14 protein-coding genes are annotated in these 16,760 nt (G+C 54.0%); all 14 read right to left on the bottom strand.

Annotation, left to right across the window (positions count from 1 at the left end; all coding sequences use genetic code 11):
- Positions 1-18 precede the first annotated feature (18 nt).
- The 14 genes from spoIIGA to ETC05_RS01070 all read right to left on the bottom strand — a co-directional run bounded on the left by spoIIGA (position 19) and on the right by ETC05_RS01070 (position 16,755).
- Positions 19-933: a sigma-E processing peptidase SpoIIGA gene (gene spoIIGA, locus ETC05_RS01135; RefSeq protein WP_171660187.1), complete on the bottom strand. Its 915-nt coding sequence runs from the start codon at positions 931-933 to the stop codon at positions 19-21.
- A 685-nt stretch (positions 934-1,618) separates the two neighbouring features.
- Positions 1,619-2,746: a cell division protein FtsZ gene (gene ftsZ / locus ETC05_RS01130; RefSeq protein ID WP_031410523.1), complete on the bottom strand. Its 1,128-nt coding sequence runs from the start codon at positions 2,744-2,746 to the stop codon at positions 1,619-1,621.
- A 27-nt stretch (positions 2,747-2,773) separates the two neighbouring features.
- Complete coding sequence (gene ftsA / locus ETC05_RS01125) at positions 2,774-4,042, bottom strand: cell division protein FtsA (RefSeq protein WP_031410524.1); 1,269 nt, start codon at positions 4,040-4,042, stop codon at positions 2,774-2,776.
- Positions 4,043-4,237: 195 nt separating this feature from the next.
- Positions 4,238-4,600 carry a small basic family protein gene (locus ETC05_RS01120; RefSeq protein ID WP_031410525.1) on the bottom strand — a complete coding sequence of 121 codons (363 nt, stop codon included), beginning with the start codon at positions 4,598-4,600 and terminating at the stop codon, positions 4,238-4,240.
- A 1-nt stretch (position 4,601) separates the two neighbouring features.
- Positions 4,602-5,318: a DUF881 domain-containing protein gene (locus tag ETC05_RS01115; RefSeq protein WP_031410526.1), complete on the bottom strand. Its 717-nt coding sequence runs from the start codon at positions 5,316-5,318 to the stop codon at positions 4,602-4,604.
- Positions 5,319-5,346: 28 nt separating this feature from the next.
- On the bottom strand, positions 5,347-6,051 hold the full coding sequence (locus ETC05_RS01110) for a DUF881 domain-containing protein (RefSeq protein ID WP_171660186.1): 705 nt from the start codon (positions 6,049-6,051) through the stop codon (positions 5,347-5,349).
- Complete coding sequence (divIB, locus tag ETC05_RS01105; protein WP_031410528.1) at positions 6,032-6,817, bottom strand: cell division protein DivIB; 786 nt, start codon at positions 6,815-6,817, stop codon at positions 6,032-6,034. The genes ETC05_RS01110 and divIB overlap by 20 nt, the downstream gene beginning before the upstream one ends.
- Positions 6,818-7,033: 216 nt before the next feature.
- The gene (gene spoVE, locus ETC05_RS01100) at positions 7,034-8,134 is read right to left on the bottom strand and encodes a stage V sporulation protein E (protein WP_031410529.1); all 1,101 of its coding nucleotides are present in this window, start codon (positions 8,132-8,134) and stop codon (positions 7,034-7,036) included.
- Between the two features lie 53 nt (positions 8,135-8,187).
- Entirely contained in the window at positions 8,188-9,543 is a 1,356-nt protein-coding gene (murD, locus tag ETC05_RS01095; RefSeq protein ID WP_031410530.1) for a UDP-N-acetylmuramoyl-L-alanine--D-glutamate ligase, read from the bottom strand.
- Positions 9,544-10,518, bottom strand: coding sequence for a phospho-N-acetylmuramoyl-pentapeptide-transferase (gene mraY / locus ETC05_RS01090; protein WP_031410531.1), 975 nt, complete (start codon positions 10,516-10,518; stop codon positions 9,544-9,546).
- Positions 10,503-10,958 (bottom strand): hypothetical protein, encoded by a 456-nt coding sequence (locus ETC05_RS01085; protein WP_031410532.1) that lies wholly within the window; start codon positions 10,956-10,958, stop codon positions 10,503-10,505. Before ETC05_RS01085 ends, mraY begins: the two co-directional genes overlap by 16 nt.
- On the bottom strand, positions 10,955-12,424 hold the full coding sequence (locus tag ETC05_RS01080) for a UDP-N-acetylmuramoyl-L-alanyl-D-glutamate--2,6-diaminopimelate ligase (RefSeq protein ID WP_031410533.1): 1,470 nt from the start codon (positions 12,422-12,424) through the stop codon (positions 10,955-10,957). The genes ETC05_RS01085 and ETC05_RS01080 overlap by 4 nt, the downstream gene beginning before the upstream one ends.
- Positions 12,425-12,538: 114 nt before the next feature.
- Positions 12,539-14,473, bottom strand: a complete 1,935-nt coding sequence (locus tag ETC05_RS01075; RefSeq protein ID WP_031410534.1) for a stage V sporulation protein D — start codon at positions 14,471-14,473, stop codon at positions 12,539-12,541.
- A gap of 71 nt (positions 14,474-14,544) precedes the next feature.
- Positions 14,545-16,755, bottom strand: coding sequence for a penicillin-binding protein (locus ETC05_RS01070; RefSeq protein ID WP_171660185.1), 2,211 nt, complete (start codon positions 16,753-16,755; stop codon positions 14,545-14,547).
- Positions 16,756-16,760 lie beyond the last annotated feature (5 nt).

The raw sequence follows: 16,760 nt of genomic DNA, 5'->3' as shown, positions 1-16,760 counted from the left end.
ATGATATACTAACAAAACCTACGAAGCGGTCAGCTTTCTTCCCGCCTGCACCATTTTCGGATGGACGATGCAGTCGTACTCCCCATCCGTCGACAGCGGATCAGCGCTTAGCGCCACAAGCCCTTGCGCTACTTCCAACCATTCGTTTTCGTACCGAAGCATAATGCGGTCTGGCTTAACCGCCGCCATCATTTGTGGACCACTGCCGACCGCGCGGTACGGAATGAGGCGGAGGCGATGAACCCACCGCTCCGGCAGGGAAGTCAGCATCATGGGAGAGCTGAGACAACCCAATAGCTCCTCAGGAAGCACGGCCTTCGCTTTTTCCTGTTCGACTACCATCACCGGCGTTTTGGTCAACGGATCAACGAGCTGGTTGCCGCTGTCAATCAAGCCGCGCAGCGTAAGCGGCCGCCCGTCCCATATGATCTTGACCTCAATGATATATTCAAACCGCAGTTTTTTTTCGCGAATCGCCTCCACCCTTCGGCGGGAAAAAAGCCATAAAACCGGAAACCCCATGACAACAAACAGCCAACTGACCGGATCACCCGCTCCGGGATGATGCATGAGAAGCATTCCTTGGCGGACGGACAGTTGGTGCGCGAAAAAATAATGAACCGCCAGCATGCCGCCGCCGACGGCGAACGTGGCAAAGTAAAACGCCAGCATATTCTCAAGCAAATAGCGCGGGCGCTTAAACCCGAAGGCGGCCCACACGATCAACACTGAAACAGCTACTTTTACCAACGGGTGCTGGGCGATGGCGGAAAACGGGGTAAACAGCAATATAACAAGCAACGAACCGATCAACGCCCCAGCCAACAGACGCCACCAGACGATCGGCCGCTTGAGCATGAGCGCCGTCAGCCAAAGAAGCAACGCGTCAAAACAGACGTTCAACAGCCAAATCACATCGAGATAGACGACCAACCGTCAAGCCCCTCCCCCGCCCATATCGGCTTTGTCTGAAACAAGTATATAGCACCTTGCGAGGGAAAGTCTGTCAATCGGTGGCGGTGAAAAAGGAGATGTTTTGTCAAAACAGGGGGAACCACGGCGGATCAAATCGGTCGGTGTGAAAACCTAACCTGCCTTCTCTTCTTCACCCTTGCGCGGCAAGAGTGCGGATGGCCAATGCGAGAGAACATTGGGTCCTAATATGTATGAAAAGCGGGGATGTCTCCAACGGTCATCTTTCTGTAACGTCATTTTCGAAAGAAGTCTCCCACCTCAAGGAATGTGAAGGGCGATCGCTCAATGAGTAGGTGGGAGATGAATTTCGGTTGGCCATCGCCGATGAATAGGATCGTCTATGGTTAAAACGGACACCTTCGGAACGAAGGGAAGCGTAAAGGGTTCTTGCGTGTGGCTTACCGTTCAGCGAACACGCACAAGTCGCTTGAAGCCCCCACCTCTAAGCGAAGCGTAGGTGGTGGGGAGTTCACGATTTCACCAAAGTGCTTCGTGCACGTCCGTGCATGTATCGGGGCTGACCTAAAAGCCTGCTTTTTGGCGGACTTTTGGAGTCAGCCCTCTTCATTTTTTTATTTTGACGCAAAAAGTGGGGCTGACCCAAAACGCGAATGCGTTTTGGGTCAGCCCCTCGTTTCGCCATCTAGCGGCGGCGGTTGCGGTTGCGCAAGAAAGCGGGGATGTCAAGCGGATCTTCTGCTTGCCCTGAGCGAAGCGCTGCATAGTCTTGCACAGGCTCCTCACGCTTTTCCCGCTTTGGCGCCGGCGCCGCTTTCGGCACAGTGCCGATGCGCGGCGGCCGCGGCTGCGAAGCGACGTTTTCGTTGAATCCGGTCGCAATGACCGTCACGATGATCTCATCCTTTAAGTTCTCGTTAATAACGGAACCGAAGATCATGTTCACTTCTTGGTCGGCCGCCGAAGCGACGATGTCGGCAGCCTCCTGCACTTCATACAAACTTAAGTTCATGCCGCCGGTAATGTTCATCAGCACTCCTTGAGCGCCGTCAATGGATGTTTCCAACAGCGGGCTGGAAATGGCTTTTTTTGCTGCCTCAGCCGCTCGGTTTTCACCGCTGGCGATGCCAATCCCCATCAATGCCGAACCTTTATTCGACATGATCGTCTTCACATCAGCGAAGTCAAGGTTGATCAGCCCCGGCACGGCGATCAAATCGGAAATGCCTTGCACCCCTTGGCGCAATACGTTATCCGCTTCACGGAACGCCTCAAGCATCGGCGTATTTTTGTCGACAATCTCAAGCAATCGATCGTTCGGAATGACGATGAGCGTATCGACCGCCTCTTTCATGGCGGCGATGCCGCTTGCGGCCTGCGTCGCCCGCTTGCGCCCCTCAAACGTAAACGGGCGCGTAACAACGCCGACCGTCAGCGCCCCTAATTCGCGCGCAATTTGGGCGATGACCGGGGCAGCGCCAGTTCCCGTGCCGCCGCCCATTCCAGCGGTGACAAACACCATATCGGCGCCGCGAAGCGCTTCTTCAATTTGCTCTTTACTCTCCTCAGCCGCTTTTTTCCCCACTTCTGGGTTAGCCCCTGCACCCAAGCCGCGTGTCAGCTTTGCCCCAATTTGCAGCTTGATCGGCGCCTTCGACAAGTTGAGCGCCTGTGCATCCGTATTGACCGCAATAAATTCGACACCTTGCACCCCGTGCTCAATCATCCGATTGACGGCGTTGTTGCCGCCGCCCCCGACTCCAATCACTTTGATTGTTGCCAACTGATCGACTGTTGTCTCAAACTCCAACATAGCCAAATCCTCCTAAAATTTCAATCTCTATTCAAAGAAAGAACCGAAAAATTTCTTGACCTTCTTCCCAAAATGGTCTTCTTTCTTTTTCGGTTTCGGCTGCTGTTTTTGCGAGGAGCGCTCGACCGGCTCCACCGCAGCGGCAGCCGGGACCGTTTTCCCTTGCAGCTGCGCCTGCCGATAGGCGAACTTGAGCAAGCCGACGCCAATCGTATATTGCGGATCGCGCACACCGATATAATCCGGCATGGCAATGCGGACGCTCGTCCCTAGAACGACGTGGGCCAGCTCAAGCAACCCTGGCATATTGGCGACGCCGCCGGTCAGCACATAGCCGCCGGGAAGATCGCGAAACCCGAGACGACGCACTTCGTGCTGAACCATTTGCAAAATTTCTTCCAGTCTCGCCTCAATAATATCGGCGATCTCCAGCTGGCTGAACTGCTGATGTTGATCGGTGCCCATAATCGGCACGCTGAACACTTCTTCCTCCGAAGCGTAGTCATAAAACGCATGCCCATGCTTCAGTTTGATTTTTTCGGCATCGTCCGTTGTCGTCCGCAATCCGATGGCCAAGTCTTTCGTAATGTGCTCCCCGCCGACCGGCAGCGAAGAGACAGCTTGCAGCGTCCCTTGCTCAAAGACAGCGACCGTTGTCGATCCGCCTCCCAGGTCAACGAGCGCCGCCCCCAAATGCCGTTCGTCATCGGACAGCACGAGCGAACCTGCCGCCAATGGCTGAAGACAAATGTCGCTGATTTCCAAGCCTGCCCGCTCCACACAGCGAAGAAGATTATGTAATACCGTCTTCGCACCAGTCACCATAGTGCCTTCCATTTCCAAGCGGACGCCGAGCATGCCGCGTGGATCATGAATGCCGTCCAATCCGTCGACGATAAACTGGCGCGGAACAACGCCGATGATTTCCCGATCGGGAGGAATCGAAACGACTTGCGCGGCATCGATGACGCGGGCAACATCTTCATCGCTGATTTCTCGGTTTTCGCTCGCGACGGCGACAATGCCGTGGCAGTCATGGAGCTGAATATGGCTGCCGGCCACCCCGACGATCACACGACGGATCGATAAACCGACCATTCGCTCCGCTTGCTCGACGGCCCGTCTGATTGACTGCACCGTTTTATCTATATCAACAATCGCCCCTTTTTTGAGCCCTTCCGCTTTGACATTGCCCACCCCGATAATGTTGATGGAGCTGCCTAGCATTTCCCCGATGATGACTTTCACGTTCGATGTTCCGACATCCAGGCTAACGACGATCTCATTGCTGCTCATTTTTTGGCATCTGCCTACTAAAAACGCGCCGGTGCCGGCCGGCGTTTCAGTAAGCAGCGACACCTCCTTTTTCGGCTGAAATTTCCCATCTTTTTTTCTATTGGTCTATGTCTAGTTTGCGAGTTTCGCAACAACACTATATTTTGTTTTACCCCATATAATTCAACACACGAAAAGACTTTCCCTGTCTTTTTCCTAACTTTTTTCACGATTGTGCCGCCGCTTGGCCCACTCGGCAAGCCAAAGGCGGCGGATGATGGCAATATTTTGAAACAAGCGGATGCCGAAGGCGAACACAGCCGCTAAATACAAGTCTACACCAAGATGCACCCCAAGAAAAGTTAAAGTTGCGGCCAGAATAATGTTGAAAAAAAACCCGGTTATAAACACGGTTTCGTCGTACGTCCTCTGCAGGTGGGCGCGCCATCCTCCGATTAATGTATCAAAGGCAGCCAAAATGGCAATGGACAAATAATTAGAATATTCATCGGGAACTTCCCAGCCGGCAAGAACGCCGATGGCAAACCCAAAAAGCAATCCGAGAAGCGGGAGCCACATGCTATTTCTCCTCCTTGCCGCCGTTCGCTGTCTCCATGTATTTCACATCCGGACGCTCAGATGCGGGCGGAATGACAACAAGCGGTTGGGGCTTGGATATGGACAGCTCCAAGTTTTCCAAAGCGAAATCATCGCGAATCGGCGAAACGGCGAGCCCGCTGTACAGCTTGTCTGCATCATCGGCGATTGCTCTCACTTCGGCCGGCAGCCTCACTGAGCGGCTCCCTACTTTCGTTGCACCATTGATATCGCGAATGGCCGTCCGGTTCGTCAATCGCTCACCGTCGATAGCGATTTCTTTCGCCCCGTATTTGTTCAACTCATTCACTAACCGCTGCAATAGCTCGGGCGATACGGCGGCAGCGGCCGGACCAACGTAGCCGGCCGCCGAAAGCGGCGCGATCGTCAACACAAGACCGCTGCCTTTCACTTCTGTCAGCCCGGCTTCTTCCCTCAGCTTCGCGACTGTCGCTTCAAGCTCCGTCGCGCCGCCCGCCTCGTGTTCCTGTCGATAGCGGCGCAACGTTTCCTCGTAACTCTCTAGCTCCTCAAGCAGCCGTTGTTCAAGCTTCTGCTCTTTTGTCAAATCGGCGCGCAACTCCCAAATGTCGCGCGTGTCGCGCCCTTCCGGATGCAACGTCGTCCGCAGCCCGACGGCCAGCATCACACCGAATATGGCAGCTACGCCAGCAAAATAGAATCGATTTTTCCGTTCCAATGCGCTTCACCGCCCCTTTCCGCCCGTTTTATGGCTCGGGCGCAAACACCGGATCCAACACGATAGCTCCTTGCTTTTCCACTTTCACGTCGATATGATCTTCGACAAGCTCGTCGACGATGCCGCCGGGAAGCTCTAGAGCGGACATGAGCACGTCTGGATTGCCAATGGCCGAAATGACAAATGGAGCGGCATGCTGCGTCCCATCGACCTCAATGACTGGGCCGTTGCAGACGATATATGAACGGTGGGAAATGCGCTGCCCATTAATAGCGACGGCTTCGGCGCCGGAAATGAGCAACTCGTGAACAACTTTCCATACGTGCTGTTCGTGAACGATATAATCAGTAGCGCTCGCTTCAGAGGGGATATAAGAGGAATCGGAAAGGGTGACTGCTACACCTTTCCCTTTCACCCTCGCCTTTCCGACATGCATGCGCAGCTGTTCCGCTTCTTTTGCTAATCCGGCCTCGTTCTCCTGCTCCTGGGCCAGCTTTTTCTCCCATGCAGCCAGCTCCTCCTGCTTTTTGACAAGCTGCTGCTTGAGCGACCGGTTTTCTTTTTGCAAAGCAAGAAGCGCCGAACGATATTCGTACTCTTTTTTCCACTCGCTTTCGCTCCATTGGCGGCGGGATGCTTCGTTTTTCGCATGTTGGTACGAAAAACCGAGCATGGCGCCGAAAATCAAGCAAATCAACGTCAGCAGGAGGCGGCTACGGGCTTGTCGTTTCATCGCCATCCTCCTTTTTCGAGAGGGCGTAAGGAACAAAATAGCTGCCGACTTCCAAATGAATGACTCCTTTGACGTTTCGGTCAAGCGCGGCGGCAATCGCCGGATAATGCGACAGCTTGTCTGCAAATTGCCGAATTGTCGCGCTTACTTCATAACCGTCATTCATGTAAACGATGACGCGGTCTTCATATTCCCTCGTCGGCTTGTAGTGAATTTCCGACATAGCGCTCAGCACCGCCGCCGGCAGTTCGGCGAGCTGTCCCGTCATTTCAGCAATGGCTTCGCCGTCTTTCCAGCCGACAAGCACCGGCGCATCGCTTGGAGCGGTCTTCGTCCCTTCCTGCTTTAACAGCCGTCCGTTTTCAAGCAGCGGAAAAAACGTTTGTCGGTCATACACATAAGCGATTCGCCGCCATTCGCGAACATGGATGGCGATCGTGTTCGGCAGATGTTTTTCCACTGTTGCCTCCTTAATTTCTGGATGGCGAGTGAGTTTTTCTTCTACGTTTTGTTCATTCACTTTCCAAAAGCTTGTCCGCTTCGTAATGCCGCTTAAGCTGATGATGCGCTCCGCTGAGAGATGACGGTTGCCGCTCACTTCCACATGCCTTACCGCGCTGAGCGGCGACTGAAAGTAAAGGACGCACAAGATAAACAGAAAAAAGAAGAACAAGTACGCAATGAGCCGACGGTTCGCTTTCTGGCGGCGCCGTTCCTTCAGTTTCGGGACGCGGTCCTCCAGGACGACGACTTTTCCCTTTTCCATCGCATTCCCCGCTTTCTTCTTCAACGCCCGCGCTGAAACGATCGGTATAAAAACAAACGGCATCCGCTGCCGTTTCTTTAGTTTTTGCACTTGTTTTCATTATATCACAAATAGAATGCAAGAGAGAGCCTGTTTTTATCGCATTTGCCGGCACTGTTCGACGACGGGCCGCGTTCGAGAGACGCCAAGAAAAAACGGCGGACATACGCCGCTTGCCTAATAGCGGGCATGCCTGCTGATGTTCAGCAGCACACCGATGGCCATCAGCATCAACGTCAGCGACGATCCGCCGTAGCTTAAAAACGGAAGGGTGATGCCGGTGACGGGCATCAATCCCGTCACAACGCCGATATTGATCATCACCTGAATAGCGATCATCGAAATAATGCCAAGCGCCAAAAAGCTTCCGTACAAGTCGGGGGCGCCAAGGGCGATGCGCACCCCGCGCCAAAGAAGAAGGGCAAAGAGCAAGAGAACGAGTGACCCCCCGATGAAGCCGAGCTCTTCGGCTAAAATGGCGAAAATAAAGTCGGTTTGCGGCTCCGGCAAGTAAAAAAACTTTTGTCGGCTCTGCCCAAGCCCAAGGCCGAACAAGCCGCCCGGTCCAATGGCGTACAACGACTGGATGATTTGAAATCCGCTTCCGAGTGGATCTTCCCACGGGTTTAAAAACGACGTAATCCGCTTGATTCGATAGGGAGCCGACAGGATGAGGGCGGCAAGCCCAGCGAGCCCCAATACGCCAAGCCCGGCAAAATGGCTGAGACGGGCGCCGGCGACGAAAATCATCGTCACGCACGTACCAACCATAACGGTGCCCGTCCCTAAGTCCGGCTGCAGCATAATCATGCCGAACGCGGCAAACACAAGCGCCAACGCCGGCAGCAACCCTTGTTTAAACGACGTAATTTTCTTTTGGTTTTCAGATAAATATTTGGCCAAAAAAGCGATCATAGCCAGCTTCATAAACTCAGACGGCTGGATCGAAAACGCCCCAACTCCAATCCAGCTGCGCGATCCGTTGCGAACCATGCCGATGCCGGGAATGAGCACAAGAACGAGCAGCACAAAACAGACGCCAAGCAGCACTTTCGACCAGTCGCGCCACACCCAATAATCGATGTTCATGACAAAAAACATGGCGATAATGCCGACGCCCGCAAACAATAGTTGGCGTTTGGCGAAGAAAAACGAATCGTTGAACTTGTATTCCGCCCAAATGGCGCTCGCGCTGTACACCATAATGAGTCCGATGGCCAAGAGCGAAAACGTCAAAAGAATGAGCAAAAAATCCGGCGCAGATTTTTTCCGCGGCAATGCCCAACACCTCTATTTTTGTAAACTAGAGGGAAAGGGCTGTCCCTTTCCCTCTATTTCAACTTATGCACGGCGTTGATAAAAATGTCCCCTCTCTCCTCGAAAGTTTTGTATTGATCCCAGCTGGCGCATGCCGGAGAGAGCAAAATGACGTCGCCCGGCTTGGAAAGCTCGAAAGCAACCGGGACGGCTTTTTCCACATTATCGACATATCGGATCGTTTCTATTCCCGCTTTTTGAGCAATGCGGCCGATTTTATCCGCCGTCTGGCCGAACAGTACAACGGCCTTCACCTGTTGCAAATACGGGAGAAGATCATCAAACTCATTGCCGCGGTCAAGCCCGCCAGCGAGCAAAATGACCGGCTCGCCGGCAAACGCAGAAAGCGCCTTTTGCGTCGCCAAGATATTCGTCGCTTTCGAGTCATTGAAAAATCGCCGGCCGTCAATTTCCGCCACATACTGAAGCCGATGTTTCACGCCGGAAAATGTCGTCAGCACTTGGCAGATCGCCTTATCACCAGCGCCGGTCAGTTTGGCGGCCGCCACCGCCGCTAAAATGTTTTCCAAATTGTGCTGGCCAGGAAGAACGATGTCAGCGATTCTGACAACTGGATCACCGTTCCAATAGATGGCGCCGTCTTGAACGTACGCTCCTTCGCCGAGAGGTTTCGTCGCCGAAAACAGCACTTTTTGCGACCGAACCGATGAGGCAATGTTCATCACGAGCGGATCGTCGGCATTGACGACGGCATAATCGCGCTCCGTTTGGTTGCGGAAAATGTTGGCCTTTGCCGCTGCGTACGCCTCTTTCGTTCCGTGGTAGTCCAAATGGGCGTCAAAAATGTTGAGCAAAACGGCGATAGCCGGGCGAAATTGGTCAATACCAGCAAGCTGGAATGAGGACAGCTCCGTGACAAGCCATTGCCCTGGCTTTGCTTCCTTTGCCACCTCACAGGCGACAAGGCCGATGTTGCCAGCAAGCAGCGGATTTTGGCCGTCCGCCTTTAACATTTCGTAAATAAGCGTCGTCGTCGTCGTTTTTCCGTTGGACCCGGTGATGCCGATAAACGGCCCTTCGGAAATGTGATAAGCCAGCTCCACTTCGGTCACGACCGGAAGCCCCTTCTCCAGCGCCTTTTTCACCATCGGGTTCGTGTACGGAATGCCCGGGTTTTTTACGACAAGGTCAAACGGCTCATCAAGCAGTTCAAGCGGATGACCACCGCAAACGAGGCGGACGCCAAGCTGTTCCAGCTGCCGAGCCTCCGTATTTTCAAAAAGCGGCTTTTGGTCATTGACAACCACGTTGGCGCCCAGCTCCACAAGCAGCCGAGCCGCCGCTACTCCACTTTTGGCCAATCCAATAACAAGCACACGACGATGTTGGTAAAAACGAGTCGGTTTCAATTACATCCACACCTCGATATAAATTCCTAGCATCGCAAATAAAAGGCCAACGGCCCAAAACGTCACAACGATTCGCCATTCTGACCAGCCAACAAGTTCATAATGATGATGAAGCGGACTCATGCGAAACACGCGCCGTCCTGTCGTTTTGAACGAAGCCACTTGAATGATGACCGACAGCGTCTCGATGACAAACACACCGCCGATGATGACAAGCAACAGCTCAAGCTTCGTCAGGACAGCGACAGCGGCGATCGCCCCGCCAAGCGCGAGCGAGCCGGTGTCGCCCATAAACACTTTCGCCGGGTGGGCGTTAAACACTAAAAAGCCGAGCACGGCGCCAACAACAGCGACGCAAAATACAGCGACATCGTACTGGCCTTGATTCCAAGCCAAGACGGCATAAGCGCCGAAGGCGATCGCCGCTGTTCCGGCAAGCAACCCGTCAAGCCCGTCGGTCAAGTTGACGGCGTTCGAGCCGCCGACAAGCATGAGCAACAAGAGCACGCCGTACGCCCATCCGAGGTCGACGGACCAATCGGCGCCTGGAATATGTAACACCGTCGAAAAACCGCTTTGGCGGTAGACAGCAAAAAAGATGGCTGCGATAAGGAGCTGGCCGATCAATTTTTGCCGGCTTGTCAAGCCGAGATTTCGCTTCATGACGACTTTGATGATATCGTCAAGGAAGCCGAGCACCCCATAACCGACGGTGACCAACAGCAGCAAATACGTCCTCGTTGACAAGTCGGCGATTTTCGGCGTGATCCATAAAGTCGTCGCCACAATCGCCAACAAAATCATGATGCCGCCCATCGTCGGCGTGCCCGATTTTTTTTGATGAGACTTCGGCCCTTCCTCGCGGATGCTTTGTCCGAATTTCAACCGCCGCAAAAACGGGATGAACAGCGGCGATAAAACGACAGTGATGAGAAAGGAAGCCGCCATGGCAATCACGATCACTTGCTCTGACATGCATCGTCACATCCTTTAAACAGCCGAGCGTCCAGCCATCGCTTCTCCAATTCCGCCAGCCGGCGGCGCACAACCTCCCCAGCAAGGGGGCTGTCTTCAGGAAGAGCGAAGAAAAACTGCACACCCTCTGCACAGTCTTGCTCCAAGTATCGCTCCAGCAATGCCGCAGCCGCCTCGAGCGGAGACGGAACGAAAAAGAGCGGAAATTGGTTGGGAATGTAACGCGGCAACGGTTCGCCAAGAGGCCAAAACGAGCCGATCGCCCCGTGTTCAATCGCTGTTTTCAATGTTTCCGCCCCGCGGTCAAGCGGGACAAACAGCCCTTTTTTCACCTGCTGGGTCGGGTCAACGAACACGGCATGAAAACGAATCGTTTCATCGACAATGCCGCGCGCCTCCACCGCCATCGATTGCACCATCCTGTATGCGATCATGGTCATCCTCTCTCCTTCACTGCCGCTCGGGCAACAGCGCGATCGTCAAACTCAATCACATCGTTGCCAATGATTTGATACGTTTCATGCCCTTTGCCGGCAATCAACACAACATCTCCTTCTTCTGCCTGCCGGATGGCATAGCGGATCGCCTCTTCACGGTCGGGAATCGTCACGTGCTTTCCAATCTCAGCGCTTATTCCCGCTTCCATGTCGCGCAAAATTTGCTTCGGATCTTCCGAACGCGGATTGTCGGAAGTAAAAATGGCGACATCCGCATACCGCACCGCCACTTGCGCCATGAGCGGCCGTTTCGACCGGTCGCGATCCCCGCCGCAGCCGATGATGACGTATACGTTTCGCTTCGCAAACTGGCGAACCGTTTTTAAGGCGTTTTCTAAACTGTCCGGTGTGTGGGCGTAATCGACGATAATCGTAAAGTTTTGCCCTTCATCCACCGTTTCAAACCGCCCCGGCACCGGCTTGACATCGGCCAACGCAGCAGTGATCGCCTCAAGCGAAAGCCCAGAAGCCAGGCAAGCCGCAGCCGCGGCAAGCATGTTGTAGACGTTGAACAGTCCGACGAGCTTCGTTTCCACCGCCGCCGCCCCATATGGCGTGCAAAGCCGAAAGGCCATGCCGCTTCGGGTCATATGGATTTGTTCGGCCATTACATCGCTTTTTTCATTGATGCCATAGGTAATGACCGGCGCAGCCGTCATATGTTTATAATATTGCGAAACCGGATCGTCATGATTGAGAACGGCAAATTTCGGCCGATGTTCATCGTAGCGATTGCCGAGTTGAGCAAACAGCAGCCCTTTGGCATTCCGATACTCTTCCATCGTCCCGTGATAATCCAAGTGATCTTGCGTCAAATTCGTAAAAACGGCCACATCGTAATCGCAGCCATGCACCCGACCTTGATGCAGCGCGTGCGACGACACTTCCATCGCCGCGAACTCAACCCCTTCATCGACCATTTGTTTGAACGTACGCTGCAAAATGAGCGACTCCGGCGTCGTATTGGACGCCGGATAGGAACGGTCGCCGATCTTGATGTGAACCGTGCCAATGAGCCCTGTTTTCTTGCCGGCCTTTCTCGCGATTTGTTCAATGATCGACGTCGTCGTCGTTTTGCCGTTTGTGCCGGTCACCCCGATTAAATGAAGGCGGTGGGTCGGCTGCCCGTAAAACGCGTCCGCTAAAATCGCCATCGCCCGCCGGCTGTCCGACACGAGAACGACGGGAGCATCAACGGAAAGCGGCCGCTCGGCCACGATCGCCGCCGCTCCACGCGCCACCGCCTCATCAGCAAAATCATGTCCATCTACTGTAAATCCCTTCAGGCAAAAAAAGAGCGAACCGGGCGTAACGCAGCGCGAATCCATCTCAAGCGCCGCGATGTCCGGATTGCCTCCATAGTGCACCCAAAAACCGGGCAAGCGTGACAGCAGCGTCAGTAGTTTCATGTTCGTTCATCCCTTTCGCTTCGAAATCGTCCGCTCCGTTAGGCAGACAGCGGAAAAAGGGGCTCAACCAACCCGATGTGTCATCGCATCGGTCGCCCCCCTTGCACGTTCGTCTTACCGTTCTTCCGCCGCTTCGCGCTTCGCCAAATAAATGCGGACGGTTGAGCCTTCTTTCACTTTGACCCCTGGTTTTGGGGATTGTTCCACAACGACATCTCCCTCACCACTAACATCTAATTTTAAGTCAAAAAGCTGTTCTTGCAAATCATTTTTTGTCATTCCGATCAAGTTTGGCACTTCAATGACTTTCGGCTCGTTCCAGTCGCGCTCCTTCTCGAGCTGGTCTTTGCGGGGCTTCACGCCCATAATCCGCAAGCTGTCCTCTATAATTTTCCCAACGATCGGCGCAGCGACCGTGCCGCCGAACTGAACCGTTCCTTTCGGGTTGTCGACGGCGACGTACACGACAAGCTTCGGATCATCCGCTGGAGCGAAGCCGATGAACGAAACGATATGGTTGTTTTGCAAATAGCGGCCGCCTTGCGCCTTTTGCGCTGTTCCGGTTTTGCCGCCGACGCGGTACCCTTCGACATACGCCTTTTTCCCTGTTCCTTGGGCGACGACGCTTTCAAGCGCGTACCGGACTTGTTTCGACGTTTCCTCGGAAATGACGCGCCGTTTCGCCTTTGGTGTATTGCGGCTCACGACTTCCCCCGTTTCCGGATCCAGCCATTCTTTGGCAATGTAAGGTGTGTACAAAATGCCGCCATTGATCGCCGCTGACACGGCAGCGACTTGCTGGATCGGCGTCACCGACACCCCTTGGCCGAACGCCGTCGTTGCCAGCTCCACCGGCCCGACCCGTTTCAAATCAAATAAAATGCCTGTTCCTTCCCCTTGCAAGTCGATGCCCGTTTTCTCACCAAAACCAAATTGCTTAATGTAACGAAACAAGGTCTCCTTTCCAAGCCGCTCGCCAAGCTCGACAAACCCCGGGTTGCATGAGTTTTGCACGACTTCTAAAAACGTCTGATCGCCGTGGCCGCCTTTTTTCCAACAACGAAGCGTAGCGCCGGCTACCTTGGCGTAGCCAGGGTCAAAGAAATGGTCTTTCAGCAAATTTACCTTATGTTCCTCAAGAGCCGCGGCCAGCGTAATGATTTTAAACGTCGATCCCGGTTCGTACGTGCTCCAAATCGGCAAGTTGCGGTTGTAAATTTCCGGAGGAACGCTCCGGTAATTCGCTGGGTCAAACGTCGGTCGGCTCGCCATCGCCAAAATTTCACCCGTGTTCGGATCCATGGCGATCGCAATGATGCCATCGGGGTTGTATTTCGCCTCCGCGATGTCAAGTTCGCGTTCAATGATCGTCTGAATGCGCGAATCGATCGTCAACACCAAATTCAAGCCGTCAGTCGGCGGTGTATAGTCATCGGCTATATCGGGCATGCGCCGCCCTTTCGCATCGGAATAAAACTGCACGGAGCCGCGCTCGCCCCTCAGTTCCTTGTCATAATACAGCTCCAGCCCGGTGAGCCCTTGGTTGTCAATGCCGGTGAAGCCGAGCACGTGCGACAAATAGCTGCCAAACGGATAGTACCGCTTCGTATCTTCCGCGATATACACCCCATCCAAGTCGAGGGAGCGCACATTCGCTGCCTTTTCATCAGAAATTTTCCGCCCCTCTTTCAAGCGGACGATCGACGTTTTTTGCGTGATTTGTTTATAGATGGATTCCACTGAACCGCCCAGCACCCCGGCCAGCTTTTTCGCCGCCTCTGCCGGATTTTTGACTTGCCGTGGAATGACATACACCGTCGGCGCGCTCATGTTCGTCGCCAACGGAACGCCGTTGCGATCCAAAATTTCGCCTCGCTTCGGCTCAAACGGAATGTTCCGGCCCCATAGCCCTTTCGCCCGTTCCGCTAACAGATCGCCGAGCCAAAATTGGACGTAGCCGAGACGGAGGTCGATAATGGCAAAGATCAAAATCCCGATCAAAAACACAATCGTCAACCGCTTGCGCACGGTAACGTACGATACGCGCATATGGCGGAACCTCCTTCATGGTGGGCTCGTTCCACTATATGCTTGTACGCCCCGTTATAGAACGGCAAAAATCATTCGTGCGGCTCAGCCTCTTTCCGCTCCGCTGCTTCTTTCTCCTTCTCCCCCACCGCTTTCTCCCATTGGCTCGGCGGAGCCAATTCAACGATTAAATAATCGCCTTTGCGCACCTCCGCTCCAGGACGAATATTTTGGCTGATGACATAACCGCTCCCTTTCGTGCTCGGCCGCAAGCCGAGTATACGAGCCACTTTCATGGCGTCGCGCAGCGAGAAGCCGCGCAAATCCGGCATCGTTGCCGCCCCGTCCGTTTTCAACACAACTCGTTCCCCCAAAAGAACGTGATCGCCGCCTTGCGGAAGCTGTTGCTCAACATATTGGCCGCGGCCGATCACAACCGGCACATATCCTTTTTCCTTCAGCTGCTTGGCTGCCGAAGCCGCCGGCTGGCCGATCCATGAATCAAGCGCCTGCGGTTGGGCTGTCTTTGCTTTCATTCGTTTTTCTCCGGTCGGTTCAATATGCAAATATTGCAAGCTGCTTTTCATCACCGTCGTAAAAATTTGCGACACCGGCGCCGCTCCCGTTTCGGTCACATCGAGGTGCGGCTGTTGGACAGCGACATACATGAGAAGCTTTGGATCATCTGTCGGCGCCATGCCTAAAAACGAAAAAATGTAGTTTTCCCGTCCGGTCAAATAGCCGCCGGAAGGCGACGGAATTTGCGCCGTCCCCGTTTTGCCGGCGACGCGGTAGCCGTTGATTTGGTACGGACGGCCGGTGCCGTGCTCAGACGTGACAACCGTCTCTAAAATGTCACGCACTTTTCGCGCAGTTTCCGCCGTGATCGGTTGGCCGACCACGGTCGGCTCATGATCGATCACGACTTTGCCGCTGTCTGGGTCGACAACTTTCTCGATGACATACGGCTTCATCATTTTCCCATCGTTGGCGATCGCCGTCGCCGCTTGGATTTGCTGGATCGGCGTCACCGATGTCCCTTGGCCGAATCCGGTCGTAATTCGTTCAATCGGGTAGCGATAGCGGATTTGCCCGACCGCTTCGTTCGGCAAATCGATGCCCGTTTTCCGGTCAAAGTGGAAACGGTGCAAATATTGCAAAAACCGATCTTCGCCAAGCTTTTCTTTCACTAAAATCGAAAAGGCGACGTTTGAGGAGCGCTGCACCCCCTCGTTAAATGTGATCGTCCCCCAGCCGACATCGTTATGGTCGCGGATCGTGTTCGGCCCGACTTTGTAGGAACCAGAGCGATACGTTTCATTGCCGTTGTACACCCCTTCGTTGATGGCCGCCGCGAGCGTGAACACTTTCATCGTCGATCCCGGCTCATACGGATAGGAAATGGCGTCATTTAAAAAGTTCGTAATATCACGCTTGTTTGGGTCGAAGCTCGGACGCGTTGCCATCGCCAAAATTTCCCCTGTTTTTGGATCAGCGACGATGGCGATCATTTTTTTCGGCTTGTATTGCTTCTCGACGCTGTTCATCGCATCTTCCAAAAACGATTGAATCTTTCCGTCAATCGTCAAATAGACGTTTGCCCCATTGTTCGGCTTGACAATGCGCTCTTTCCCCCCGGGGAGGCGAAAGCCGTTTACGTCGCCAGCAAACGACACATAGCCGTCTTCTTCACGCAAATACCGGTCAAGCTCTTTTTCCACTCCCATTTTGCCGACTGTTTCGTTGGCTGCATTTTTTTGCGCATAGCCGATGACGTGCGACGCAAACATGCCGTTCGGATAAAACCGGCTCGTGTCGCGGATGAAAGCGATGCCTGGCAAATGGAGCGCTTCGATTTTTTGCTTCAGCTCAAAACTGATGTTGCGGCCGTAGGATCCAAACTCGACTTGCTTCGCTTTTTTTGTCAAAATGCGTTCCATCGCCTCGGCGTCCATGCCAAGCAACGGGGCAAGTTGTTCCGCTGTTTTTTTCGGATCGATCACATGGCGCGGATGATCCGGATCGGTTGTCATCTTCGGATCCAAAATGGCCACAACGGTATACGACGGCACATCTTCAGCCAAAATGGAACCTTTGCGGTCGAAAATCGTTCCGCGCTTCGCCTCGATCGTCCGCGTTTGTTGATGCTGACGCTCCGCGATCACAGCCAGTGTTTGACCGTCTGCTTTGCCGGTCCATTCAAGCTGCACAAAGCGGGCGAACAACAGGGAAAAGAGGAAGCCGAACAAGCAAAACAGAATGAACGCTCCCTGATGGGTGTTGCGATGCTTTCTTACCTCCATCGTCG

It is taken from the genome of Geobacillus sp. BMUD, from assembly GCF_013096845.1.
GTDB lineage: Bacteria > Bacillota > Bacilli > Bacillales > Anoxybacillaceae > Geobacillus > Geobacillus vulcani.
Note: the sequence above shows the minus strand (reverse complement) of the source record. Positions and strands in the feature narration are given on the sequence as shown.

Excerpts from the sequence above, each read along its gene's own strand:
- ftsZ (WP_031410523.1), bottom strand. The coding sequence starts at position 2,746 with ATGTTGGAGTTTGAGACAACAGTCGATCAGTTGGCAACAATCAAAGTG.
- ftsA (WP_031410524.1), bottom strand. The coding sequence starts at position 4,042 with ATGAGCAGCAATGAGATCGTCGTTAGCCTGGATGTCGGAACATCGAAC.
- ETC05_RS01120 (WP_031410525.1), bottom strand. The coding sequence starts at position 4,600 with ATGTGGCTCCCGCTTCTCGGATTGCTTTTTGGGTTTGCCATCGGCGTT.
- ETC05_RS01110 (WP_171660186.1), bottom strand. The coding sequence starts at position 6,051 with ATGAAACGACAAGCCCGTAGCCGCCTCCTGCTGACGTTGATTTGCTTG.
- divIB (WP_031410528.1), bottom strand. The coding sequence starts at position 6,817 with ATGGAAAAGGGAAAAGTCGTCGTCCTGGAGGACCGCGTCCCGAAACTG.
- mraY (WP_031410531.1), bottom strand. The coding sequence starts at position 10,518 with ATGTCAGAGCAAGTGATCGTGATTGCCATGGCGGCTTCCTTTCTCATC.
- ETC05_RS01085 (WP_031410532.1), bottom strand. The coding sequence starts at position 10,958 with ATGACCATGATCGCATACAGGATGGTGCAATCGATGGCGGTGGAGGCG.
- ETC05_RS01080 (WP_031410533.1), bottom strand. The coding sequence starts at position 12,424 with ATGAAACTACTGACGCTGCTGTCACGCTTGCCCGGTTTTTGGGTGCAC.
- ETC05_RS01075 (WP_031410534.1), bottom strand. The coding sequence starts at position 14,473 with ATGCGCGTATCGTACGTTACCGTGCGCAAGCGGTTGACGATTGTGTTT.
- ETC05_RS01070 (WP_171660185.1), bottom strand. The coding sequence starts at position 16,755 with ATGGAGGTAAGAAAGCATCGCAACACCCATCAGGGAGCGTTCATTCTG.